The following is a 20382-nucleotide window of genomic DNA, read 5'->3' as shown; positions in this document are numbered from 1 at the left end:
AAAATACAAAATTAAAAACCCTTGAGATAATATCCCAAGGGTTTAAACATTTAAAACCACCAACCTTTATTAATCATGCTATTTCAATCTACGGAAAAGCATGTTTAATTTGTCTGCCAGTAAATACATGACAGGTACAATCACTAACGTCAAAAAGGTAGCAAAGGTTAGTCCAAATATTACGGTCCAAGCCATTGGCCCCCAGAAAGTCGCATTATCCCCACCAATGTAAAATTGCGGGTCAAATTCCGACAACATGGTGGCAAAATTAATGTTCATTCCTATAGCTAATGGTATCAAACCAAGTACCGTGGTAATCGCTGTAAGCAAAACAGGTCTCAACCTTGTTTTTCCTCCTTGGATAATACTGTTCAATAAATCTTCTATAGGCAAATATTCATCATCTGCCATACCTAACTCTTCCCTTCTCCTCTGCCTTACTAAGTTGGTATAATCTATCAAGACAATGGCATTATTCACAACCACACCAGCTAGGGAAATAATCCCAATACCAGTCATAATAACAACAAAATCCATATTGAAGATTACTAATCCTAAGAATACACCAATGGTACTCAAGACTACTGAAGCCATGATGATAAATGGTGTAGTCACTGAATTGAACTGAGCAACTATGATCAAGAATATCACTGATACAGCAATAAACAAAGCTCTCATCAAGAATGCAGTTGATTTTTCCTGTTCCTCTTGTTCTCCTGTAAATTTCACAGTGATTCCATCAGGAGTATTGTAATTTGCAGCGAGCTCTTTCAATCTGTCATTGATTTCAGTTGGATTATATCCGTCTGTAACATTTGAGAATATGGAAATCACTTTGTTCAAGTCTTTTCTTTTCACCGATCCATAGGTAGAACCATATTCCAAAGTGGCTACAGCTGAAATCGGAACCTCCTTCTGATTGCCAAACTTATCCCTGAAATTGATCTTTTTGTTGATCAAGGAAGAAAGGTCATATCTGTATTCATCCTTCAACCTCAATTGAATAGGGAAGTCATCTTCTCCATCTTTGAATTTGGATACTTCCAGTCCGAAAAGCGCAGTTCTCAATTCGTTGGCTATAGATGATGTAGAAAGTCCAAACCTTCTTGCTTTTTCTCTATCTATATTCAAAACTACCTCAGGACTCCCTAATTCCAAGTCAGTTTTTAATTCTTCAATACCTGGGATATTCGCAGAAATCAAATACTCCCGAAACTCACCTACGTAAGCTATAAGCTCTTCGAACTCTTCACCACTAACCTCAATGTTTACAGCTTTCCCTACTGGAGGACCATTTCTTTGTTTATCTACTGTAAACAATACACCTGGATATTTTTCTACCAGATCCCGGATCTCTTCCATCACTTGATTGGTATTGATCCCTTGTCTATACTGCATTTCCACAAAACTAATTGTGATCTTTGCTTTATGAGGCGTATTTGCTATGCTTGGCCCTTCAGACTCATCACCTGTACCTTCACCTACTTGCGTAATCACCGACTCAATAATGTGATCATAAGGTTCCAACACAGCCATCAATTCATCTTCCATTGACAGCACAAAACTATTTGTAGCCTCGGTATCCGTTCCAATAGGATTTTCCACAAAAACATTCACCAACGCAGGTTCATTGTCTGGGAAGAATAATACTTTCGGTGACCTAATGATCAACAAGGCTATAGACAATACCAAAAGCAGGGAAATACCTCCAAAAAAGAAGTATGGTTTCCAGCCATTCAAGGCGAATGTCAATGTAGATTCGTAGATATTTTCAAGCTTTACCAAGAATACATTTTGAAACCATTTGATAGCATTTCTCAACACGAAAACGTTGAAAACAGTCAAAATAGCTGCCAACATGGAAATATTGCCCATAGCTATCCAGCCAAACATATAAGATAGAATGGCTATGACCATCAAAGCTAAAGCGATCAACAATGGCCTCTTCTTGGATTTCACAGTATCCAAATCTTGGATTTTCATAAACAAAGATGTCAATACAGGATTGACCACCAAGGCTACGAAGAGTGATGAAGACAACACAATGATCAAGGTGATTGGCAAGTATTTCATGAATTCACCAATGATATCATCCCAAAATGCCAAAGGAAGAAATGCAGCCAATGTAGTTGCCGTGGAAGTGATAATTGGCCATGCAACCTCTCCCACTCCTTCTTTCGCTGCCATTACAGGTGATTTTCCTTCTTGCATCAATCGGTAGATGTTCTCTACTACCACGATTCCGTTATCTACCAACATCCCCAGAGCAAGAATCAATGCAAACAATACCATCAAGTTCAAAGTGATCCCAAATGCATTCAGTATAAGGAAAGAAATAAACATAGAAAGTGGAATTGCAATCCCTACAAACAATGCATTTCTAAACCCAAGGAAAAACATCAAAACCAAGATTACCAAGATTACACCAAAGATGATACTGTTTTCTAAGTCATTTACTTGAGCTCTTGTATCTTTGGACTGATCGTTTGTAATATCTATCTGAAGATCACTTGGGAATCTATTGGCTTTTGCTTTTTCGAGCAAGTCCTTGATCTTGTCAGAGGCATCAAGTAAGTTTTCACCACTTCGCTTCACTACATTGATGGTTACGACAGGAAGCTTTTTGCTTCTGGCATAACTTGTTCTTTCTTCAAAAGTATCCTCAACTTCAGCTACATCTCTTAGATAGACAATTCTATTATTTTCAGTCTTAATAATGATATCTAGGATTTCTTCTGCTTTCTTGAATTCTCCCGTAATTCTCAAGGCTCTTCTAAAATCTCCCGCAAGTACATTTCCCCCAGAAATTGTGATATTTTCTTGACTTACAGCATCAGAAATATCCGAAAAAGAAACCCCAAGAGCTTCCATCTTGAAAATATCTGCATCTATCCTGATTTCTCTCTCTATCGTACCACGCAGCTCTGCTTTAGAGATTTCTGGAAGTTTCTCTATTTCATCCTCCAAATATTCCCCGAATTTCTTCAATTCCTCTTGTGTATAATTCCCCGAAATATTCACATTCATAATCGGAAAATCAGATGTATTGATTTCAATCACATCAGGATCTCTATCCAAATCATTTGGCAATTCGCTTTTTGATTTGTCCACAGCATCTTTTACATCTTGAATCGCCTTAGAAATTTCTACACCAGGATTAAACTCAACCACTATCGATGAGAAATCTTGAACAGAGGTCGATTTGATGACCTTAATGTTGTTGATACCTTTTAATTCTTTTTCTATTGGCCTTGTGATCAGGTTTTCCATATCCACAGGAGAGTTTCCAGGATAGGCTGTACCGACATATACAGTCGGAATTACAATTTCGGGAAAGCTTTCCTTAGGCATCGTTTTGTATGCCATCAATCCCAAAACACTGATAATAAAAACCAATATGACTATGGAAGTCTGATTATCTACAGAAAGGGAACTAATCCCAAACTGCCTCGTGACTTCTTTTTTCTTTTCTTCTTGATTCGACATAAGAAATTATTGCGAAATATTTACACTGAAATTATCTCCAACTTCACGGAAACCTTTATCAACCAAAGTTTCAGATCCATCAAGACCTTCTAGAACCTCTGTAATCTCTTTATACACCATTCCTCTTTTGATGTATCTCTTCTTACTCTTACCATCTTCTACTACAAAAACATAATCACCTTGGCTATCTTGCAAAACCAAATAGTTTGGAACAGTTACAGCGTCTTTGCTTTCATAATCGTTGATTTTCATCACTGAAATCATATTTGGCTTGACATAAGGCACGTTTGGTAACACCACTTCTACTTTGAAAGTCCTATTGTTTGGGTTGATTATAGCACCAATTGCAGTTACTTTGGTCTTCAAAGTCTCGTTGATCGAAGGAAATGTAATCTCTACAGAATCTCCTCTGTTGACTATCCCAACATATCTTTCTGACACATCAGATTCGATAAACAAATCACTCTCTCCGACAAACTGAAACATTGGAGTTCCTGGTTGAACCAACTCACCTAGACGAACATTTACTGTTTCGACAGTTCCATTGAATGGAGCTCTGACTTTGGTTCTATCCATTTGGGTATTAAGACCAGCCAAATTCTTTTCCAATGTTTCTTTTCTGTTTTTAGCTTCCAAATATTGGATTTCGGTACCAATTTGCTGCTTCCAAAGCCTTTCTTGCTTTTCAAACACGATGTTGGCTAGTTCCATCTGGGTTTCCAATTCATCGATATTTCTCTGTACCGATTCGGCGTCGATTACTGCCAGGACTTCTCCTTTTCTTACACGCATCCCTTCTACTGCAGAGATCTCTTGGATTCTACCAGAAACTTCACCAGATATATTGACATTTTTCTTGGAAAGTACAGATCCAGTCACTTCCACAAAATGCTGAAAATGCTCTTTTTTAGGCTTAAGTGTAGAAATCAATACAGATTTCCTATTCATTTTGCCAAATTCAGGATCAAGTGTAGCAATCTCTTTTTCCAAAGATTCGATACTTGCTCTCAGTTCAGATGCTTCTGACTTTTTTGCATCCAATTCAGCTTTTTTTGCAGAAAGCTCATCTTCTTTTGCACATGAAAACATCACTGCAATGAAAGGAAGGATTAAAAGTTTTGAATATGATTTCATATCTATTTTATATAAAATTTTTTGTTGCTAGTTATAATATTCCCAATGCTTTTTCTAAATCAACTTTAGCGATCAAAGCATCATACAATGCCGAGAAGTAATTTGTCTCTGCCTCTTTCAATGCAGAATCGGCTTCCACCACTTCTAAGTTAGATCCCACTCCTTCTTGATATTTGATCTTTGTCATTTCAAATACTTCAAGTGCCAATTCTCGGTTCTCTTCTTGTACATTAAGTGTTCTGATAGCATTTCGAAGTGTAATATTGGATTGATATCTTTCAAGTTCTATGTTTTCTTCCAAATAGTGTTTTTGGTTTTCAAGCTGTCTGATCTGTACCCTATTCTGTTGAACTTTGTAGCTTTTTCTCAAGCCATCGAAAATAGGAATGTTCAACCTCAAACCTGCAAAAGATGATGAAAACCAACGATCAGGGTCTCCTAAGGTGTTGAATCTCTGAGCACCAGTCACTCGCTGAAATGTTCCAAAAGCAGCAATATCTGGCATATATTGAATTTGGTTGTTCTTGAGGTCCAACTTTGCCAAATCAAGATTTTTATTAATCTGATCTACTTCTACTCTTCTATAACCTGGGTTACTCAGAAGTGACTCGAGTTCAGACAGCGAATGAATGTCAGCAATGCTTTGACCAAGGTCAATTTCAAGATTTACTGGCATACCTATCTGTACTTTCAAAACCTGCTTGCTTATTTCTTCAGCAGCTTCTACTTTATCAAATTCGGATTGAAGATTATTGAGCTGAACTTTCACTCTACTTACATCCAATTTTTCGACGAATCCTTCTGAATACAATGCCTCGGTTTCTTTCAATAACTCTTTGATTCTAATCAAATTTGCAGATACCAGTTCTTTTCTTTCTTTGTTGATCAAAACAGTGAAATAGGCCTTTTTTGTTGCTTCAATGATATCAGCTTCTGTTTTTTCTTTGTCAAATTCAGTCAATGCTTTCAATGTTTTGGCAGCCTTCAAACCTATAAAGTAAGAACCATTGAAAATCATCTGCTCGACAGAAACAGTAAGTGAAGACTGATAATTTACTGCAAATGGAATTACAGTAATGTCATCTGGACTTCCCATACCTGGATCATCTCCACCACCGCCAATCGCTCCACCAGCCTCAGCTGGCAAAATAATCAATGGAGGTTGAATATTTTTTGTCAACTCCAAAGTACTATTGATCTGAGGAAGACCAGTTGCTCTGTTTTCACCAATCACCCCTTTGGAAATAAGCACTTCCAATTGCGCATTCTTTGCTTCTACATTATTTTCTAATGCATATTTGATACTTTCTTCTAGTGTTAGCTGTACTACCTCTTGGGCTTGTACCTGTCCATTGAAGAAAAATGTGATCAGACTAAGCACGAGCCCAACCTGAATCATTTTTGACATTGCTTTCATTCTTGTTTACTTTTCTTTTTTAGATAAGTCTCTTTTCCTTTTTCTGTAAAAATCCCATGTAAAAAATGCTCAAACACTTCTACATGAACCTCCCCCAAATTGAACTTGGCAGGAGGAAATTTCAATGGATCAAATAGACTCATCATTTGCTCAATCCGCATAGTTGCTATAATTTGAGGATTGATTTCTGGTCTAAAATACCCTTCTTCGATTCCTTTGACTAATACATCAATGATCTCCTGGTGGATATGTTTTTGCTTAAATTCTTCAAAAATCTGCCAACATTGAGGATAGTATCTTTGCAGTTCATTCATCACAAATGGGTTCATTTGTGAAAATCTTTTCCTGACATAGCTAGACAAACCTACCAGATGATCTATTACTCCATCATTTAGTTTGGGCAAAGCCTTCATCTTGCATTCATCTTGCTCCAAGGCGCTTTGGAATGTTTCATAGACCAGTTGATTTTTATCTACAAACTCTTGATAAACAGTCTTTTTTGATACACCTGAAAGTCTGGCTATGTCATCCATGGTAACTGATCGAATGCCATACTGCATAAATTGATCAATTGCCGTAACGATAATTTTTTCCTTTGTATCCAAATTTTCACTTCATTAGAATTCCGATACAAAACTCAGGAAACTTTCAGAAAGTTCAAAGTTTCTAAGGTTTATTTTTAGAATAAAATTTCACCAACTAGGCAATACATGGTACTTGACAAAACATTAAATAACATATCGTATATTAAACAAATTAAAAGACTATAATTTTTAAAATATTAATATATATATTAATTAAACTTAAATTAGGGCTATAAATTATAGTATGGAATATTTGAAAACCCCTTTTGGGAATTTAGCATACAAAAAGATTGGAAACGGAACTGAAATACATCTACTATTTCATGGATTTGGTCAGAATATGAAAGCATATAATTCATTTTTGAACTTAAGACAAGAAAATGAAACATATATCATTTTTGACATATTCTATCATGGACAAAGTAGCTGGAAGTCAATAAATCAAAAACTTACCAAAGAAATATGGAGAAAAATAATTGATCAATTGATGCAAGAAGAAAATTTCAATGTCTTCCATCTTGTTGGATATAGTATGGGTGGAAAATTTTCTTTGGTGACTTATGAACTATTTCCCGACCAAGTAAAGTCTCTCCTGCTCATCGCTCCTGATGGAATCAAAACAGGTTTTTGGTACAACATGGCAACTTTTCCTGGTATTCTAAACCGAATTTTCAAACATGTAGTCTTGCATCCGAAACGCTTTTTCAAAACGATGGACTTCCTCAATTCACTAGGGATTCTTGAAAGCAGTATAGTGAAATTTGTCAGGTCACAAATGAAAACTAGAACTAAAAGAGCGCAAGTTTATTTTACGTGGAATGTCTTCAAACCTTTGCAGCCAAACTTGGAGAAAATTATTAATTCAAGCCGCTCTCACCAAACACAAATTACTATAATCACAGGAAAATATGATCAAATGATCACTTCTGAAAATATTAAAAAATTCACATCAAAAATCGCAAATCTAAATCTTAAAGAATTAGAATCTGGTCACAACGATTTGATTGACGCCACAGTCAATGATCTGAAAAACACCAAATCTACTTGATATAAACATTGATACCAACATGTTTTATTTACAAATAAGTGGATCTTAATTTAGATCTATGCCTTGTAGATGATAGCAACAAATTATCATCCGCTTTATGCATTTAACTATATTAATCAATATACAAAACCCACAAGCAACTATGAAGATCTTAAAAACAATTGGAATAATCTTATTCCTAATCATAGCAATCCCTCTGATAGCTGCATTATTTACAAAAAAAGATGTACATGTATCTCGTGAAATCACCATAGAACAGCCTAAGAAAGTAGTATTCGATTATATGAAATACCTTAAAAACCAACATAATTATAGTAAATGGGATTCAATTGACCCAAATATGGAAAGAAACTATTCAGGTACTGATGGCGAAGTGGGGTTCATCTATTCTTGGAAGAGTGATGACCCTCAAGTGGGAATAGGTGAACAGGAAATATTGGCTATTGATGATGCAAATAGGATTGAATATGCTCTTAGATTTACAGAACCTTTTAAGGGAGAAAGCCTAGTATATCTTGAGTTTGAAGCATTAAGTAGCAATAAGACTAAAGTTATCTGGGGTTTTGACGAAACTTACGATTACCCAAAAAATATCCTACTATGGTTTTTTGATTTAGATAAAATGATTGGTGATGATTTTGGTATTGGATTAAATAACCTAAAAGAAATCATGGAGAAGTGAGTGTTTAAAGAGAAAAAAAATAAGCCCAGGAGCTCAACCCGGGCTTATTTTTTCCAATCCTATAAACCTTTATGGTTTTTTTGAAATTCAATTAGTTAAGAGAAATAATCGTGCAAAACATGGAAGGTTATCGCTCACAATAAATTCACGGATAACAGCAATCTGTCAAGGAATTTAGAGAATACTAAAATGACATGTCATTGAAATACGCTTTGGTCTTAATAGCCTAAACTTTTAGAATCTTGAATTTCAATTCTAATAAACAGGAAATTCTTGCTCTAAACCTTTAAAATTATCAATCATTTCCCATCTTGATTTGGATGTATTGTTTGAAATTCTAGCCCCTGTATTACCTGTTCTTATAAATTCTAGGGCAGCTTTGAATCTTAGTTCTTCATTATCTCCCCAATTTTTCGATGGTGTATCTGGAGCTAAAATATTAGCCGGAAAACCATCGAAGTAATCTGCTTTTCCATCTGCATTATCTATGGCAAAAGTAATTGGGACAATTTCCACATCATTTGCAGACAATGTTCTATTTAGCGAACTCAAAGGAAAAGAACCAACAGGTTTACCGAAAGTATTGTCTCCTACCAAGAAGACGTCTAAATATGGATCCAAACTATTGATTAACAATTCAGAGGCGGATGCAGATCCTCTTGCAGTTATGAAAATAATTCGGCTTAGGTTTAGATTTCCTTTCTTGGAAAAATTAACCGTTCTATTATTATTAGATCTCAATGCATTGTGTCTATTTGTGTACATGACGCTGCTCGCAGCATTGGTAGGTACCAAATAATTCAAAATCTGTTCGGTCACAGCCACAGAACCTCCACCATTATATCTTAGGTCAATAATGATTTCATCAATTCCCTCTCCCATAAAGTACTCAAAAGTATCTTCAACTTCTTGGCTTCTTATGGGGTTTGATAAACCTGGGGTCTGACGAAAACTTTGGTACACCCAATAGCCAATTTTTTTTCCTTCCTGCTCAATGACATCTTTATACAATACCGAATTTGTTTGGAATGCTGATTTTGGAATAGTTGTGGTCTTTTCGCTTCCATCAGGCAACTTCATTTTGAAAGTATTGGTGTATCCTATTTCATTTGGACCCAATTGAAAATTATAGCCATTTGCAGTTCTGTAATCTGAAATTGGTTTTCCATTTATTTCCATTACTTGCCAACCTCTTTCCCATCCGTCCACTCCAGCGGGTGACAAATCATATACAAATGATACAAACATGTTTTCTTCAGCATCCAAAGAAAATCCGAAACCATGAACACCTGAAGCTTGCCCAGTAAACGCCGCCTCAAAAGCAGCTCTAGTAGTAATGTAGGAAAATCTATCTAAAGGCTTGAAAATAATCCCATCGAGTAATTCCGCATTGGAATTGAATTGGTTGACATCAATATTTGTAGCCAATTCTGAATTCCAAAAATACCAATCTCGCATAGACTGAACGATCGCTTCTTTTACTACATTTTCAACTTTTACAGGATCTGGGTTTTCCTCTTCAGGATTACAAGCCTGAAAAGATAAAAAGAGTGAAAGGAGAATAATAACACGAGGGAAGTACTTGATTTTCATTTGCATATTTGTAATAATGGGTACGTGCTATAAACGATAAAATTACATCAGTTGGTTCAAATCATAAAATCGTAAACTTTGACCTTATTCCACTTGTCTGAATTTCTCTCTATAAACTTGAGATGCATCGGATCTATCTGATACTCACTCTGATCTTGAAGAGAATCAAAAAATAAAGTACAAGCTACTTGATAACTGTGATCAACGACATCTCTTGCTTCAGTTGGAGCTGGCTGGCCAATAAAAAAATCGCCTACAGTAGGGCATTTTCCTAATACAGATGCTTCTTTTAGAAAATTTTCAACATTTACATTTTCGTTCAACCAAAAAAATACTTGATGGATCATTTTTCCTTTTTTCTTCTTACTTGCCATCAATGCGCCTGGTAAAGAGACTGTAGCACCAACCAAAGCTGCTTTTTTGATAAATATTCTTCTTGATTTCATAATAGATTGTTTGAGAGATATAAATATAAAAATTTAACTTGCTCATTGAAATTTTATAGAAAATTAAAATAACGGAATATGAACTTTAGAACCTTAGGAAAGACTGGATTTTCCATTTCAGAAGTAAGTTTGGGAACTTGGCAAGTTGGTGGTGGTTGGGGAGGAACTTTCAATCACGAGGTTGCAAATAAAATTATCCATACGGCAATTGACCAAGGTATAAATTTCATAGATACAGCAGATGTTTACGATGCTGGATTGAGCGAAGCAGCTGTGGGCAAAGCTATCAAGGAGCGTTCGGAAAGAATATATGTAGCAACCAAGTGCGGAAGACAAATCAACCCCCATGTCAATGAAGGATATACTCCCGAAGCTTTGAGAAAATATGTAGAAGCTTCATTGAAAAATATGGGATTAGAAACTTTGGACTTGATTCAGTTACATTGCCCTCCTACTCCAGTTTATCAAAGAGATGAAATTTTCGGACTTTTTGAAAGATTGAAGGAAGAGGGGAAAATTCAGAACCTGGGAGTAAGTATAGAAAAAGTTTCAGAGGGTTTGGAGGCATTGAAGTACAAAAATGTTTGCAGTATTCAAGTGATATTTAACATGTTCAGAATGAAGCCCGCAGAGATCCTATTTGAGGAAGCAAAATTGAATGATGTAGGAATCATCGTTCGCGTACCGCTTGCAAGTGGACTTCTTACAGGAAAACTGAATACAAATTCCACATTTGATCCTGAAGATCATAGGACTTTCAACCGTGATGGAGCGGCATTTGACAAAGGAGAAACTTTCTCAGGAGTGCCATTCGAAATAGGTCTTCAAGCAGTAGATGAACTCAAAGATATCTTCGAAGGAGATGTTTCATTGGCTTCTTGGGCATTGAAATGGATCTTGATGTTTCCTGAAGTGAGCACAGTCATTCCTGGAGCATCGCGTGAAGAACAGATAGTCTCTAATGTAAACGCAGCAAGCCTTCCTTCAATTTCCTCCGAAAATCTCAAAGCAGTCCAAAAAGTATATGACGACTTGATCAAAAAAGAAGTACATCATTTGTGGTAGTTGTTTTGGAGGTTTTAGATTTTAGATGTGAGATGTGAGACAAGTGTCATGAAACGAGAAGCGAGAAGCGAGAAACAAAAAGCTAGATTCAAGACAGGGCTAAGTCACCTCGACGACAGGAGAGGTCTCTTCCCTATTTGAAACTGGAAAGTTAAAATTGAAGTTGGGGTGTGAAATTCAGTATGAGATTTCTCCCTTTGGTCGAAATGACTAGCCTATAAAACGAGAGGTTAAGTATAAAAAAAGTGTCATTTAAATTCATAACAAGGCAATCCCTCCAATACTAAAGTCAATAAACAAATAACCTAGTAACTCAATCAACTAGTACTAATGCATAATAAATCATCAAAAAAGGTATTGATAATCACCTATTATTGGCCTCCGTCAGCTGGATCAGGAGTTCAGCGATGGTTGAAATTTGCCAAATACTTGCCTGAATTTGGATGGGAACCTGTGATTTTCACACCTGAAAACCCTGATTTTGACTTGAAGGATGAAGGTTTGCTCAAAGAAATCAATCCGCAACTGGAAGTAATTAAATTCCCCATCTGGGAACCATATGGAATATTCAGGAAGCTGAAAAAAGAAAAACTAGCAGATACTTCCAAAGTATTGGAAAAGAAAGAAAAATCCTTGCTTGATAAAATTGGAATCTGGGCAAGGGCTAATTTTCTGATTCCTGATCCGAGAATTTTCTGGGTAAAACCAGCAGTTGCATTTCTGGAAGATATTATCAAAAACAATCAGATTGATGCCATTATCACTACTGGCCCACCACATAGCTTACATTTGATTGGACGTAATCTCAAAAGAAAAACCAAACTTCCTTGGATCGCTGATTTTAGAGATCCTTGGTCAGAGTGGGAGTTTCTTGATACACTGCCCATGACAGCACCTGTCAGAAAAAAACACGAAGCCATGGAGAAATCCGTTTTGGAAGAAGCTAATGCTGTCACAACCATCAGCCCAACTTTTCAGGAAGATTTGGAAAAATTAGCAGGAAAAAAGATTACCCTGCTGACAAATGGTTTTGATTCAGATGATCTTCCGAGCAATTGGTCTCTGGAAAGTCCAAAAACGGTTAAAATCGAAATTGTCTATACAGGTGTGATTGATGCTATCAGAAACCCGATTCCATTTTTGGAAGCTTTAAAGACCGTTTTTCAAAAAACTGAAAAAGAAGTTGTTTTAAGATTTGTTGGCAAGGTTTCTTCCACCGTCCAGGAATTTGTCAAAAATGACACTTGGTTAAGCGAGCATGTTACTTTTGAAGGTTACGTAAGTCATGAAAAAGTCTTTGATTACTACAGAAATTCGAACTTACTCTTATTGATCTTGACTGACACAAAGAATGCTAAAGGTAACATTCCTGGCAAACTCTTCGAATATATGGCAACTGGCAGACCTGTATTGGCACTTGGAGATGTCAATGGTGATTCTGCCAAAATATTAAATGATGCTGAGGCTGGAAAAGTGTTTGCACATACTGATCAGATTGGAATACAAGAGTTTCTAAATAATTTTGACCGTAATTCAAGTCAAGAGAAAGGTAATTCAGTAGATCAATATTCTAGAAAAAATTTGACAAAAACATTGGTAAAAACCCTAAATGAAATCTAAAATCCCCTTTCTTGACCTAAAGCAGTTTCCTGACCATCTTAAAGATGAGCTCAAAGAGAAATTTTCTGAGCTACTAGACAAAGGAGTATTCTCGGGTTCAGAAGAAGTCATTCGGTTTGAACAAAAGTTAAGTCAGTTACTTGGTGCCCCCTTTGTGATTTCGTGCTCCAATGGTACTGATGCTTTGGAATTGGCATTGAGAGCATTGGGAATTGGTCAAAATGATGAAGTGATCATACCGGCTATGTCGTGGGTATCTACTGCTGAAGCCGTAATTTTGGTTGGAGCAAAGCCCATATTTATCGATACAGATACATCAGGTTTGATAGATTTAGAGATTTTGGATCTTTCTTTCACCTCCAAAACTAAAGCAATCATTCCAGTTCATTTGTATGGAAAAATGGTAAATATGAAAAAGTTGGTTAAATGGGCGGAATCAAAAGGAATATTTGTCATTGAAGATGCCGCACAGGCTTTTGGAACATTTCAAATAGGGATCAGTGCTGGTCTGCATGGAGATATTGGATGTTTTAGTTTCTACCCCAGCAAGAATTTGGGGGCTCTTGGTGAAGCAGGAGCATTGATTACCAAAGATGCAAAATTGGCAGAAAAGCTCAAAATTTTGCGGAACCACGGTCAGGAAGTTCGTGATCATCATGTCACCATAGGCAGAAATGCAAGAATAGACACCATTCAAGCTGGTTTTTTGAATGTTATACTCAACTATTTTAAAGAATGGCAAAGCACGAGAAAAAGTTTGTCTAAAATCTATGTTGATAATTTAAAGAATATTGACTGGATAAAACTACCCGATGGAACTGATTTATCTGATCACAATCTACATCTATTTGTAATAAGAACTAAATTCAGAAATGAACTACGGGAGCATATGTTCCAAAATGGCGTAGAGACTAGCATACATTACCCTACTGCTATTCCGCAATTAAGCCCATATCATTCAAAAAAAGAATTTCCGGAAAGTGAAACTTTAGCTAAGGAAGTTATTTCTCTACCTATGAACCCATTTTTATCAGAAGAGACAGTAAAGAAAATTTGTGAAGTAATAAAAAGTTATAAACCAGACATTCCTTTTGCTGAGAAAAATTAGATTTAGGTTTAGATCATCAATCACTATCTCTTTTATAAGAAATCCTTATCTTTGCACCTTCAAAAAATAGCAATCCATGATTTCAGTAGATAACTTATCCCTCAAGTTTGGTAAAAGAACTCTCTTTGAAGACGTTAACCTAAAGTTTACACCAGGCAACAGCTATGGTGTGATCGGGGCAAACGGCGCGGGAAAATCCACCTTCCTTAAAATTCTTTCTGGTGAAATAGATAGTACCTCAGGAATAGTCAATGTCACTCCGGGACAAAGAATGGCTGTGTTAAAACAGAACCACTTTGAATTTGATGAAGTAGAAGTTTTGAAAGCCGTAATCATGGGGCATAAAAAACTTTATGAAATCCTATCCGAAAAGGACGCTATCTATTTGAAAGAAGATTTCTCCGAAGCTGATGGAATCAGAGCATCTGAACTTGAAGCTGAGTTTGCAGAAATGGACGGATGGAATGCCGAATCGGATGCAGCTTCTATGCTGTCAGGTCTTGGGATTTCTGAAGATATGCATTATATGCAGATGAAGGAATTGGCAGGTAACCAAAAGGTAAGGGTTTTACTAGCGCAGGCCCTATTCGGTAATCCTGATATCCTTATTCTCGATGAACCTACCAATGATTTGGATGCCGAAACCATAAACTGGCTTGAGGACTTCTTGGTAAATTTCAAAAACTTGGTCATCGTGGTTTCCCATGATAGACATTTCTTAGATGCAGTATCAACTCATATTGTTGATATTGACTTCAGTAAGATCAAAATATACTCAGGTAACTATACATTCTGGTACGAATCTTCACAACTTGCTGCCAAGCAGAAGTCCGATCAGAACAAGAAAACTGAAGAGAAAAGAAAAGAATTGCAGGAATTCATCATGCGATTCTCTGCCAACGTTGCAAAATCCAAGCAGGCTACGGCAAGAAAGAAAATGTTGGAGAAACTCAATGTGGATGATATTCAACCTTCTACTAGAAAATATCCAGGAATCATTTTCAAACCAGAAAGAGAAGCTGGTGATCAGGTTTTCATGACTGAAAGCTTGGAATTGAAGGATGAAAATGCAGTGTATTTCACCGATGTAAACCTTATGGTTGATAAAGGGGACAAAATAGCTTTCATCTCCAAAACAAAGCAGGCTGTAACCAAATTTTTCCAAACCATCATGGAAGAAATCCCAACCCAAAAAGGTACTTTCAAGTGGGGCGTTACAATCAACAAAGCCTATTTGCCAAATGACAACTCAAAATATTTCCAGTCTGAATTAAGCTTGATCGATTGGTTGAGACAATACTCAGCAAATCAGGAAGAAGCGCATGTAAGGACATTCTTAGGGAGAATGCTATTCACCGGCGAAGAGTCCTTGAAAAAATGTTCAGTACTTTCCGGAGGGGAAAAAGTGCGTTGTATGGTTTCCAAAATGATGCTCCAAAACCCAAACCTTTTGGTAATGGACGAACCTACCAACCACTTGGATTTGGAATCCATCACAGCATTCAACAATGCCATTATTGATTTCAATGGTACTGTCTTGATGACTTCTTATGATCATGCCTTCGTACAATCTTCGGCCAACAGAATCATCGAATTCACCCCAAAAGGAACAATCGACAGACGAATGCCTTTTGATGATTATCTAGAAAGCGAAGAAATTAAGGCGTTGAGAGCAGAGATGTACTCCTGAGAATTGAAGATTGAAAATTGAAAGATTTAAGATTTGAAAATTAAAAAATTGGCTGACACATAACTTAGATTCCATTTTAATTATACTTTGTACATAGTACACTATTTCCCAATCTAAAATCTACCTTCTAATATCTAAAATCATTCTTGCTACTCTCAGCGATCATCATATATCTAATCATCACTGTAGCGGTGGGTGCTTGGTCCTCGAAACTGGTCAAAAATTCTAATGACTTTGTTTTGGCGGGCAGGCAGCTGCCGCTTTTTTTGTCTGCCTCTGCCCTATTTGCAACATGGTTTGGTTCAGAGACGATCTTTGGAGCTTCTTCAGAGTACTTGGATTCAGGCCTTCAAGGGGTCATCGAAGATCCTTTTGGAGGAGCACTTTGTCTGGTGCTGTTTGGAGTATTTTATCTCAGGCCAATGTACAGAATGAATGTGCTCACCATCGGAGATGTTTACAAACGCATCTTCGGTAAGAAGGTAGAATTCTTCTCATCGGTATTTATGATTCCAGCCTATTTTGGCTATGTCGCTGCTCAATTGGTTGCTTTAGCATTGATTTTCAATAGTATCGCAGATATCTCCATCTCCAATGCCATCATCCTTAGTGCTGGAATTGTTGTTTTTTATACATTTTTGGGAGGAATGTGGGCCATATCTATTACAGATTTTATTCAGACGACTTTGATTGTGGTAGGTTTGGTGTGGGTGGCAGTGATGGTTTCCAAACAAGCCGGTGGCGTAATGCCAATATTAGAGTCTGCTCCGGAAGGTAGCTTTCAGTTTTTTCCCGATACCAACCCTATTTCTTGGATCAATTACCTTGGTGCTTGGATGATTTTGGGATTGGGAAGTATCCCTAGTCAGGATATTTACCAACGAGTGATGTCTGCCAAATCAGAAAAAGTCGCCATCCGATCTACTTACTTGGCGGGAGGATTTTATGTTACTATTGGCCTACTTCCACTATTTATCGCGTTGGGAGCAAAATTCCTCTATCCAGAAATCTATCTGGAAAACAAACAGTTACTTCTTCCCGAAATGGTGCTTCGCCATGGAGGAATGCATGTTCAGATTCTGTTCTTTGGTGCTTTGATTTCTGCAATTATGAGTACGACAAGTTCCGGATTATTGGCACCATCAGCTATCATTTCAGAAAATCTAATCCGTCCCTATTTTGGACACAAAATTCGTGATAAAAATTTTCTATGGATTTTGAGATTCAATATCATTTTTGTAGCTGTAGTAGCGACCATAATGGCACAATGGAAAACAAATATTTATGAACTTGTAGCTGAAGCTTCCATACTCATGTTGGTGAGTTTATTTGTACCTTTGACCGCTGGATTGTATTGGAAAAAAGCCTCAGAAATGGGTGCTTTGATGTCTATTATCTTTGGGATGATTGCATATTTGATTTTTATAAATATCGAAATACCAATCTATCCTCACATTCCTGCACTATTAGTAAGTGCTTTATCAATGATACTGGGAACATTTATTTTCCCTAAAAAACAAAAAATCAATGCTTGATTATCCGAAAATAATATTAGCGAAAAATAAAGAAATCTCCATCCTCAGAAAGCATCATTGGATCTTTTCTGGAGCTATTGCCACAAGAGATACTGACTTGAAAAACGGTCAATTGGTACAAATTTTCAGTGCCAAAGAAATATTTTTGGGAATAGGTCACTTCCAAAATGGCTCCATTATGGTGCGCACGATTTCTTTTGAAGAACAACCTATTGATGGTGTTTTTTGGAAAAAGAAAATCCAATCTGCTTTTGAAGTCCGCCGTAGTATCGGGCTTACCGACAGCGAAGAAACCAATGTATACAGATTGATCCATGGCGAAGGAGATGGACTACCGGGATTGATCATAGATTTCTACAATGGCACGGCAGTTATTCAGGCACATTCTATTGGTATGCATCAGCATGTGGAAGAGATTTCCCAAGCGCTACAAGAAGTATATGGTGAAAGCCTTTATGCAGTTTATGACAAATCAGCTGAGACTTTACCAAAAAACATTTCGGATGTTGAAAATAAATTGATCTATGGAGAGCCGAAGACAAATTTGGTAAAAGAATATGGGTGCGTCTATGAAATTGACTGGGAAAAAGGTCAAAAAACTGGTTTTTTCGTAGATCAAAGAGAAAACAGGCATCTTTTCGGGAAATACAGTGCCGGAAAGAAAGTATTGAATACATTTTGCTACAGTGGTGGGTTTTCGGTTTCTGCATTGAAAGCTGGCGCAAAAGAAGTGCATTCAATTGATATTTCTGCCAAAGCGATTGAGTTGACAGATAAAAATGTAGCACTCAATGCTGCTGAATTTCAGGGAAAACATCAATCTATCGTAGCAGATGTAGTGAAATACATCAAAGAGATTGAGCAGGATTATGACGTGATCGTCTTGGACCCACCTGCATTTGCCAAAAATATAAAATCGAGGCACAATGCAGTGCAGGGCTACAAGAGATTGAATGCAGAAGCATTTAAACATATCAAAAGTGGTGGAATTTTGTTTACATTTTCTTGTTCGCAGGTAGTTGATAAACAACTTTTTGCAAACACAATCACCGCTGCCGCCCTAGAAAGTGGTAGAAATATCAGAATCCTTCACTATCTTTCCCAACCATCCGACCACCCGATCAATATCTTCCATCAAGAAACGGAGTACTTGAAAGGATTGGTGGTGTATGTTGAATGAGATATGAGACATAAGACGTGAGATATGAGACAGACCTTTGGGGTTTTCAAAACCCCGAAGGTTTAAAAATCGAATTATTCCAATATCATGCATTAACCAACCTTAAAACATTCCAACTTTAAAACCTTATAATCCGCCACGGCAGACAAGCATTTACAACAATTTACCAATCTTGTAATTTTCCAATTTTAAAATCTACAATCATAAATCTAAAATTATAATGTACACAGGACTACAACACGCGCATTCGGGACTTGCTTACTTGGTATTGGCAGCTTTGGCTATTATCATGATCATTGCTCTTATTGGAGCATTGAGTGGAAAAGTATTCACAGAAAAACACAGAAAAATTGCTTTGATTGGTTTTATCCTTTCACACGTTCAACTTTTGGTGGGCTTGATTCTTTATTTCGTCAGTCCAATTGGTTTCTCCTTATTGACAGGTGGTGGAGCAATGGGAGATAGAGTTGCAAGGTTGACGGCATTGGAACACCCAGTGATCAACATCATCGCTATTGTAGTCATCACAATAGGTTATTCGAAAGCGAAGAAAATGACAGACAGCAAGGCTAGATTCAGGGCTATCTATATGGCTTATGGTATTGGTTTGGTATTGATCCTAAGCAGAATCCCTTGGTCAAGTTGGTTAGGTTAATTCTCTGAACAAAAATTAATTTAGAACACCCAAGCAGATATGTTTGGGTGTTTTTTTATTTCTGTCATTGTCAAAACATTATCCGAAAAAATCGTTAATTTGACTAGAATAAATTAAAACTATAATGAAAGCTATAGAAATAAAGTCAAAAACAAATAAGAAAGGTCACCTCAAATTAGATTTGGGTTTGAAAGAGGCTGATAAAAATGTGAAAGTTTTGATTCTAATGGAAGAAGAGTTGAATGATGAAAATGATTGGTTAAAAGTTGTCTCTAATAATCCTGCATTTGATTTTTTAAAAGAAGAAGAGGAAGATATTTATACAATAGAAGATGGAAATGAGTTATGAATTTAAGTTCAAAATAGAATATTTCATTAATAATTCTTCAATTGTTTCAAAACTTAAAATTGAGTCAAAAAAATTGTCCCTTAAATAAATCTATTTTTCTTTAAATGGTCCGAAATTCAACTTATTAAGTTGAACATTAATTGTTTGACTATTCCAATTTTCTTGAAACTCTTTGAAGTTCTCTTTTTGAATAGTTTCTTCAAATATGCCATTATTCAAATAATGAATTTCCTGACAAACTTCTGATAAATAGGTCACAATATGGGAGGAAATAAAAACTGTTTTACCTAATTCATTAAGTTTTTTCAAAATTTCTTGAATTAATAATCTTCCTTCCATATCTACTCCATTGAATGGCTCATCTAAAACATAAATTTGAAATTCATCCATTAATAAAGAAGTGAATGCTAGTTTTTTCTTCATTCCTGTTGAAAAGCTATCTATGTAGATATCTAGTGGTAATTCAAAAAGGTTTACTTCATCAAAATTTTGTCTTATTGATTTTCTTGAATTCGAAATAAATTTCAAGTATTCACGACCAGTTGGATATTCCGGACAATACTGACCCCTGTTCTGGACATATTGACCCCTCTAAAAATGGGTTTGGTTCTATAATCTGTTAGGCTGACAATTTTACATTTTTTTTCTGAGACTTTCTCCTTTTAACTCTATTCTGTAGGAAGAATGGACTAATCTGTCAAGAATAGCATCTGCTATAGTTTCTTCCCCGATGATATCATACCAGCTTGATACGGGCAACTGACTGACAATGATTGTTGATTTCTTTCCA

At 36.4% G+C, this 20382-nt stretch carries 18 protein-coding genes; 10 read left to right on the top strand and 8 right to left on the bottom strand.

Going from position 1 to position 20382, the window contains the following annotated elements:
* Positions 1–78: 78 nt before the first annotated feature.
* Genes MM213_RS17905 through MM213_RS17890 form a run of 4 tightly spaced genes read right to left on the bottom strand, consistent with a single transcriptional unit; the run spans position 79 to position 6642 of the window.
* Positions 79–3486 carry an efflux RND transporter permease subunit gene (locus MM213_RS17905; protein ID WP_241414266.1) on the bottom strand — a complete coding sequence of 1136 codons (3408 nt, stop codon included), beginning with the start codon at positions 3484–3486 and terminating at the stop codon, positions 79–81.
* A gap of 6 nt (positions 3487–3492) precedes the next feature.
* Complete coding sequence (locus MM213_RS17900; protein WP_241414265.1) at positions 3493–4620, bottom strand: efflux RND transporter periplasmic adaptor subunit; 1128 nt, start codon at positions 4618–4620, stop codon at positions 3493–3495.
* 31 nt (positions 4621–4651) lie between these two features.
* Positions 4652–6037 carry a TolC family protein gene (locus MM213_RS17895; RefSeq protein WP_241414264.1) on the bottom strand — a complete coding sequence of 462 codons (1386 nt, stop codon included), beginning with the start codon at positions 6035–6037 and terminating at the stop codon, positions 4652–4654.
* Positions 6034–6642, bottom strand: a complete 609-nt coding sequence (locus MM213_RS17890; protein ID WP_241414263.1) for a TetR/AcrR family transcriptional regulator — start codon at positions 6640–6642, stop codon at positions 6034–6036. Before MM213_RS17890 ends, MM213_RS17895 begins: the two co-directional genes overlap by 4 nt.
* 223 nt (positions 6643–6865) lie before the next feature.
* Between MM213_RS17890 and MM213_RS17885 the strand changes: the two genes are divergently transcribed.
* Positions 6866–7669, top strand: a complete 804-nt coding sequence (locus MM213_RS17885) for an alpha/beta fold hydrolase (protein WP_241414262.1) — start codon at positions 6866–6868, stop codon at positions 7667–7669.
* Positions 7670–7811: 142 nt separating this feature from the next.
* A complete protein-coding gene (locus MM213_RS17880) occupies positions 7812–8351 on the top strand; it encodes an SRPBCC family protein (RefSeq protein ID WP_241414261.1) in 540 nt (179 codons plus the stop codon).
* Between the two features lie 255 nt (positions 8352–8606).
* Here the strand turns inward: MM213_RS17880 and MM213_RS17875 are convergent, their stop codons facing one another.
* Positions 8607–9944, bottom strand: a complete 1338-nt coding sequence (locus MM213_RS17875; RefSeq protein ID WP_241414260.1) for a S41 family peptidase — start codon at positions 9942–9944, stop codon at positions 8607–8609.
* Positions 9945–10000: 56 nt separating this feature from the next.
* Positions 10001–10390: a Dabb family protein gene (locus tag MM213_RS17870; RefSeq protein WP_241414259.1), complete on the bottom strand. Its 390-nt coding sequence runs from the start codon at positions 10388–10390 to the stop codon at positions 10001–10003.
* 78 nt (positions 10391–10468) lie between these two features.
* Between MM213_RS17870 and MM213_RS17865 the strand changes: the two genes are divergently transcribed.
* The 8 genes from MM213_RS17865 (at position 10469) to MM213_RS17830 (ending at position 19592) form a co-directional block, all read left to right on the top strand.
* Positions 10469–11455, top strand: a complete 987-nt coding sequence (locus MM213_RS17865) for an aldo/keto reductase (protein ID WP_241414258.1) — start codon at positions 10469–10471, stop codon at positions 11453–11455.
* Positions 11456–11785: 330 nt separating this feature from the next.
* Positions 11786–13075, top strand: coding sequence for a glycosyltransferase family 4 protein (locus MM213_RS17860; protein ID WP_241414257.1), 1290 nt, complete (start codon positions 11786–11788; stop codon positions 13073–13075).
* Entirely contained in the window at positions 13065–14183 is a 1119-nt protein-coding gene (locus MM213_RS17855) for a DegT/DnrJ/EryC1/StrS family aminotransferase (RefSeq protein ID WP_241414256.1), read from the top strand. The genes MM213_RS17860 and MM213_RS17855 overlap by 11 nt, the downstream gene beginning before the upstream one ends.
* Before the next feature lie 76 nt (positions 14184–14259).
* Positions 14260–15873, top strand: coding sequence for an ABC-F family ATP-binding cassette domain-containing protein (locus tag MM213_RS17850; RefSeq protein ID WP_241414255.1), 1614 nt, complete (start codon positions 14260–14262; stop codon positions 15871–15873).
* Between the two features lie 146 nt (positions 15874–16019).
* Entirely contained in the window at positions 16020–17408 is a 1389-nt protein-coding gene (locus MM213_RS17845) for a high affinity choline transporter 1 (protein WP_241414254.1), read from the top strand.
* Complete coding sequence (locus tag MM213_RS17840) at positions 17401–18588, top strand: class I SAM-dependent rRNA methyltransferase (RefSeq protein WP_241414253.1); 1188 nt, start codon at positions 17401–17403, stop codon at positions 18586–18588. Before MM213_RS17845 ends, MM213_RS17840 begins: the two co-directional genes overlap by 8 nt.
* A 220-nt stretch (positions 18589–18808) precedes the next feature.
* Positions 18809–19243 (top strand): hypothetical protein, encoded by a 435-nt coding sequence (locus tag MM213_RS17835; protein ID WP_014773536.1) that lies wholly within the window; start codon positions 18809–18811, stop codon positions 19241–19243.
* 124 nt (positions 19244–19367) lie between these two features.
* Complete coding sequence (locus MM213_RS17830; protein ID WP_241273491.1) at positions 19368–19592, top strand: hypothetical protein; 225 nt, start codon at positions 19368–19370, stop codon at positions 19590–19592.
* 90 nt (positions 19593–19682) lie between these two features.
* Here MM213_RS17830 and MM213_RS17825 read toward each other — a convergent pair whose 3' ends face one another.
* Both MM213_RS17825 and MM213_RS17820 read right to left on the bottom strand, forming a co-directional pair.
* The gene (locus tag MM213_RS17825) at positions 19683–20120 is read right to left on the bottom strand and encodes an ATP-binding cassette domain-containing protein (protein WP_241414252.1); all 438 of its coding nucleotides are present in this window, start codon (positions 20118–20120) and stop codon (positions 19683–19685) included.
* A gap of 105 nt (positions 20121–20225) precedes the next feature.
* On the bottom strand, positions 20226–20382 hold a 157-nt coding region (locus MM213_RS17820), incomplete at its 5' end, for an ATP-binding protein (RefSeq protein ID WP_241321785.1).

Source organism: Belliella alkalica, from assembly GCF_022549785.1.
GTDB classification, from domain to species: domain Bacteria; phylum Bacteroidota; class Bacteroidia; order Cytophagales; family Cyclobacteriaceae; genus Belliella; species Belliella alkalica.
This window is presented reverse-complemented; position numbering and strand designations above follow the sequence as displayed.

Bases quoted from the DNA above. Each gene is read 5' to 3' on its own strand.
- MM213_RS17835 (WP_014773536.1), top strand. From the start codon at position 18,809: ATGTACACAGGACTACAACACGCGCATTCGGGACTTGCTTACTTGGTA.
- MM213_RS17905 (WP_241414266.1), bottom strand. From the start codon at position 3,486: ATGTCGAATCAAGAAGAAAAGAAAAAAGAAGTCACGAGGCAGTTTGGG.
- MM213_RS17830 (WP_241273491.1), top strand. From the start codon at position 19,368: ATGAAAGCTATAGAAATAAAGTCAAAAACAAATAAGAAAGGTCACCTC.
- MM213_RS17855 (WP_241414256.1), top strand. From the start codon at position 13,065: ATGAAATCTAAAATCCCCTTTCTTGACCTAAAGCAGTTTCCTGACCAT.
- MM213_RS17875 (WP_241414260.1), bottom strand. From the start codon at position 9,944: ATGAAAATCAAGTACTTCCCTCGTGTTATTATTCTCCTTTCACTCTTT.
- MM213_RS17865 (WP_241414258.1), top strand. From the start codon at position 10,469: ATGAACTTTAGAACCTTAGGAAAGACTGGATTTTCCATTTCAGAAGTA.
- MM213_RS17885 (WP_241414262.1), top strand. From the start codon at position 6,866: ATGGAATATTTGAAAACCCCTTTTGGGAATTTAGCATACAAAAAGATT.
- MM213_RS17900 (WP_241414265.1), bottom strand. From the start codon at position 4,620: ATGAAATCATATTCAAAACTTTTAATCCTTCCTTTCATTGCAGTGATG.
- MM213_RS17880 (WP_241414261.1), top strand. From the start codon at position 7,812: ATGAAGATCTTAAAAACAATTGGAATAATCTTATTCCTAATCATAGCA.
- MM213_RS17870 (WP_241414259.1), bottom strand. From the start codon at position 10,390: ATGAAATCAAGAAGAATATTTATCAAAAAAGCAGCTTTGGTTGGTGCT.
- MM213_RS17860 (WP_241414257.1), top strand. From the start codon at position 11,786: ATGCATAATAAATCATCAAAAAAGGTATTGATAATCACCTATTATTGG.
- MM213_RS17840 (WP_241414253.1), top strand. From the start codon at position 17,401: ATGCTTGATTATCCGAAAATAATATTAGCGAAAAATAAAGAAATCTCC.
- MM213_RS17895 (WP_241414264.1), bottom strand. From the start codon at position 6,037: ATGAAAGCAATGTCAAAAATGATTCAGGTTGGGCTCGTGCTTAGTCTG.
- MM213_RS17850 (WP_241414255.1), top strand. From the start codon at position 14,260: ATGATTTCAGTAGATAACTTATCCCTCAAGTTTGGTAAAAGAACTCTC.